The 4,291-nt window shown below is 55.9% G+C and carries 3 protein-coding genes and 1 pseudogene; 2 read left to right on the plus strand and 2 right to left on the minus strand.

The window, feature by feature from the left end:
* Positions 1-564, plus strand: a pseudogene (locus tag M7439_RS08520) (transposase); the annotation flags it as partial.
* Between the two features lie 286 nt (positions 565-850).
* Here the strand turns inward: M7439_RS08520 and M7439_RS08525 are convergent.
* Both M7439_RS08525 and M7439_RS08530 read right to left on the minus strand, forming a co-directional pair.
* Positions 851-2,059 carry an IS4 family transposase gene (locus M7439_RS08525; protein ID WP_308464460.1) on the minus strand — a complete coding sequence of 403 codons (1,209 nt, stop codon included), beginning with the start codon at positions 2,057-2,059 and terminating at the stop codon, positions 851-853.
* A gap of 395 nt (positions 2,060-2,454) precedes the next feature.
* Positions 2,455-2,964: a DinB family protein gene (locus tag M7439_RS08530; RefSeq protein ID WP_276970528.1), complete on the minus strand. Its 510-nt coding sequence runs from the start codon at positions 2,962-2,964 to the stop codon at positions 2,455-2,457.
* 670 nt (positions 2,965-3,634) lie between these two features.
* Between M7439_RS08530 and mobF the strand changes: the two genes are divergently transcribed.
* On the plus strand, positions 3,635-4,291 hold a 657-nt coding region (gene mobF, locus M7439_RS08535; RefSeq protein WP_308464461.1), incomplete at its 3' end, for a MobF family relaxase.

The following is a 4,291-nucleotide window of genomic DNA, read 5'->3' on the forward strand; positions in this document are numbered from 1 at the left end:
GCTGAGGGGGCCTTTGACTTTCGTCTTGACGATGACGCAATCGCTGCCGAGGCCGCACTCGATGGGATCTATGTGATTCGAACCACGCTTCCAAAGGAGGAGGCATCCGCTAGTGACGTGGTTGGCTACTACAAGAACCTCGCCAACTTAGAGAGGGTCTTTCGCTCCATGAAGAGCATCGACATCAACGTCAGGCCAATTCGTCACTACCTGGAGGATCGGGTTCGAGCCCATGTCTTTGCCTGTATGTTGAGTGCTCACCTTCTCCACATCGCAAGGGAACGCCTGAGCGAGTTGACCTTCCGTGACGAGGAGCCACCCCAGCCGAGCTCACCGGTTGCCAAGAAGGTGGTCTCCACCTCGGCCAAGGCCAAAGCCGCGAGCAAGGTCAATAGAAACGGACAAGAGGTGATGAGCTTTCGTACGCTATTGAGCGAACTCGATACCCTTGAGCGCACCACCTGCCGAGTGAAGGGATGTGCGGTGACCTTTACCAAGATGACGACCCCTACCCCCCTCCAGCAGCGAGCCTTTGAACTCATAGGAGCCAAGTTGAGCGTGTGACAGTAAAACTACCCCCAGAATGAACCAAAACCCCAGCTAGGGGTAGGGATGAGTCGGGGTGGTGGAGGGAAGTTCAGACTAGTGAGCAATACCGTTAACTTAGGGACCAGCTCCGATGACATAGATAAGATCTTTGGCTGGCCTTGAGGGCTGGGGCCAGTTGCTATGGTTGGGATACTTGGTGGGGTAGGGACTCATGCGCTTTCGAATCACCCGGGGATTAGAGCGCAACCTTCGTTGTGGAAGCACTTGGTCAAGGATTTGACAGCTTGCGCGATGGAAGGCCTCAGCGAGAAGCTGAGGGGGAAAAACCCGGACTGGTCATAGCACTGGTGCGCGCAGTCCGGAGAGAGCCAACAAATGAGAGCGCCACCGGGTCTCCTCGTGAGGATGCCGATACGTCATACATGAGTTCCCTGATGCCAAAGTGAAGGGTTAACATCCCCCAGATCTCCTGGTAGACGAGCTCTGGAGATTGAGACCGTAACACTCTTCGTGCCTCCGACTGATGGGTCTTTAGTTCATCAAAGGCCGATTCGATCTCCCAACGTTTGGAGTAGAGTGCCGCCAATTCATGAGCTGGTGCCACCTCGGGATCGGTGATGGTGCAAAAGAGCCGGTAGAAGGCATCTGGGTCCTCCCCTTCGGTGATCTGGTACTCAATTACCCTGAGCAGAAGCGGACTCTTTCTTGTTCTGTCCTTATGGTGATAGACGTTGCCAAGGTAGGAACCATCCTCGAGTTCGGCGACCGTTTCAATCCGGTAGTTGGTCTTTGCCCTCCAAAGGAGTTCTCCACCGGTATTGGCTGCTCGCTGCCAGAGGTCGTACCCAAAGAACCCTCGGTCACCAAGACAGAGCATCCCTGGTTTGAGCTTATCGATGACACCTTTTGCAAGAATCTGCTCGGCAACGCTGTAGGGGCCGACGTTGGCGGCGAAGATCGCGTGCGTGCCACACTCCAAGAGGCCGACGATTCTCGCCTTGGCATAGGCGGCTTGACCAAGCGGAGTCGTTGGTTTTGTGAAGTGGGCAAGGTTCTCTGGGGTGTCAGCGACGCTAAGGCTCGTTCCATCGATCGCAACCAGGCGTAACCCGCGGTAGAAGGCACCCTCATCACCAGGAGTCGCCAGTGGTCTTGCAACTGCCTCATAGAGTCTCTTCATGGGCTCTGCCCCAAGGCGTAGACGAGCCTTAAAGATCGCCACCTTGGAGGGGACGTTCCAAGAAGACTGGAATTGATCCATCCACCGCAACCCCTCGCTCAAGTGGCGCATGACCTCCTCATAGGAGTCCTGGGGATAGAGCGAGAGTGCCAGGACGTAATAGACCATCACCCGTGACGGCAAGAGTCGTATGCGCTTTTGGACCCTGTCGGTTGCAACCAGTATCGAATCGATCAGCTCCCTCCCAAAGGTGCGGGTGAGGACCCCTATGGAGAGATGATCGGTCAGCCGTGAGCCCTCTGGTTGTCTCTTCCATCCAGGTCTTGGCATCGGCACCTCCCGAGACCCAGTATAGCACTGGAATGGTACTAAGTTAACGGTATTGGAATTTAGTCTGAACTTACTCCTCTCATGGTGTTACTCTACATGGTTCTGCGCTGCCGAGTTCAGGGTAACCTATGGTGCGTCTGGATGTTAGCACTCGTCGACGCTGTGCCCGGGCCCATCTCAGGTTCCAGGTGCAAGACCATCTATCCGGTGTGTGGTGCCTACACTTCTACCGGTTACGCCAGGTCAGGTTTCAAAGAGACCACCGCTATAGCTTTCCTGGCGGTAGGTGGTAGCGAGATTGTGAATATCTGCGCTGTTTATTCGAGCATCGTTTGCACCCCACTCATACGATGGATCTCAATTTAAAGACAGAGACATACTGCGAAAGAAACGGATCAGCGACCGGTAACCCCATCGATGGACTGGCGGATCAGGTCCGCGTGGCCAGCATGACGGGCCCATTCTTCGATGAGGTGGATGTAGATCGAAGCGAGCGACACCTCTTGTCCTCGCACATCCACGATGTGATCAAGCGGCAGATTCTTTACCGCAGCGTCGCACCGTGCCCACTCGGCGGGAAGGTCGGAGATCGCCTGCGGAGCACTCGCTGTGTCGAGATCGTCGAAGTCTTCGTCGGTGGTCGTAAAGAGGGGGGCGACATCTTCCCCGGCAGCACGTATTCGAAACCACGTTCTTTCGACATTTGTCATGTGCCGAACCAGCCCGAGTAGTGAAAGCGTCGAGGGAGCTACAGGTCTCAGCGCCAGCTGCTCAGCATTCAACCCTGCACAGATTCGAAGCAAGGTCAGTCGGTAGTGATCGAGGTAACCCTGGAGTATCAGTCGGATGTCGCCTGTGTCAGGGGCGAGGCCGTCGTTGGGCGGCTCTGGAGTAATCCATGTCATGTCCTTCACCATACCTAAATTCGACCCAGAGTCGTCAGGCGGAACCCGTCAGAGTACTTGCTGGGAGTGGAGGCTGAAGAGCCTAATTGTTATGGGCCCTCCACCCACGCAGGAGCATCCGTTACGTCTTTACCACGGACCCCTCGCACATGCCAGCCTCTCACCGGGCTCACCTCGAGTGGAGCCCCTCACGCATTATCAACTGGGCCAAGACCACCGATCCAATGACGGGAGCCCTGGTTGAGGGAGTATTCGAGCGACGTCCTCACCCAGAACAGGGATACCGCAGCTGTCTTGGCATTATGAGTTTTGCAAAGACGTACTCACCAGAGCGTCTCGAGGCAGCCTGTAGTCGTGCTCTGAACCGCCACGGGTTTTACGCAGACCCCGAAAGGCTGCCAAGTAGAGCCACAAAAACCACTGCCCAACCCAAGTAGACCAAGACCACCCCGATCCCTAACCGCTGATCCCAACCAGAGCCCAGCCGGTCCTTACGCCAGAGTCAATCCCAAACACTCAAAACCTGACGAAGTTCCTACCACACGCCTTGCATCCGAGGCCGCTACCGCGAGATTCGAACAGGCATTTGTCAATGAGCATGACAGGTTTCCAACCGTTGGGCCTCCTAACAAGTACATACTCGGCACCCCTTTACCAAAGGAACACCCCCATGCTCACTATCCGCAAGCTCACCCTCGGCCAGGGCTATAGGTACCTCATGGACTCGATCGCCGTTGGTGATGGCCGAGGAGATCAGAGCTCAGAACTAACCCGTTACTACGCAGAGTCTGGCACCCCACCGGGTCGATGGAAGGGTAAAGGCCTGGCTGATCTCGGAGGGGGAAAGGGCATAGAACACGGCTCAGAGGTCACCGAATCCCAGCTGTGGAACATGCTTGGACTCATTGCTGATCCACTCACTGGTGAGCCAGTTGGACAGGCGTTACGAATCCGACGGGTGAGCATGGCCGATCGGATCAAGGCCAAAGTTGCCCGGTTACCAGAGGCTCTCGCAGGGGAGGATCGAGCCTTGGCGATCGAAAGGATCAAGGACGGGGAGGCCCAAGTGGAAAAGAAGATCGGCAAGCCAGTAGCTGGATTCGATCTCACCTTCTCACCCTCCAAATCCGTCTCCGTCGCCTGGGCTCTAGCCGATCAAAAGACCAAGGCAATTATCTATCGGTGTCATCAACGAGCTATCGACTATGTCCTTGGCTATGCAGAGCGTGAAGTGATTCACTCACGCTCTGGTAAGAACGGTGTCCTCCAGGAGGACGTCACTGGCATTAGTGCTGCAAGCTTCACCCACTATGACAGCCGAGCTGGT

Source organism: Ferrimicrobium sp., from assembly GCF_027319265.1.
Taxonomy (GTDB): Bacteria; Actinomycetota; Acidimicrobiia; order Acidimicrobiales; family Acidimicrobiaceae; genus Ferrimicrobium.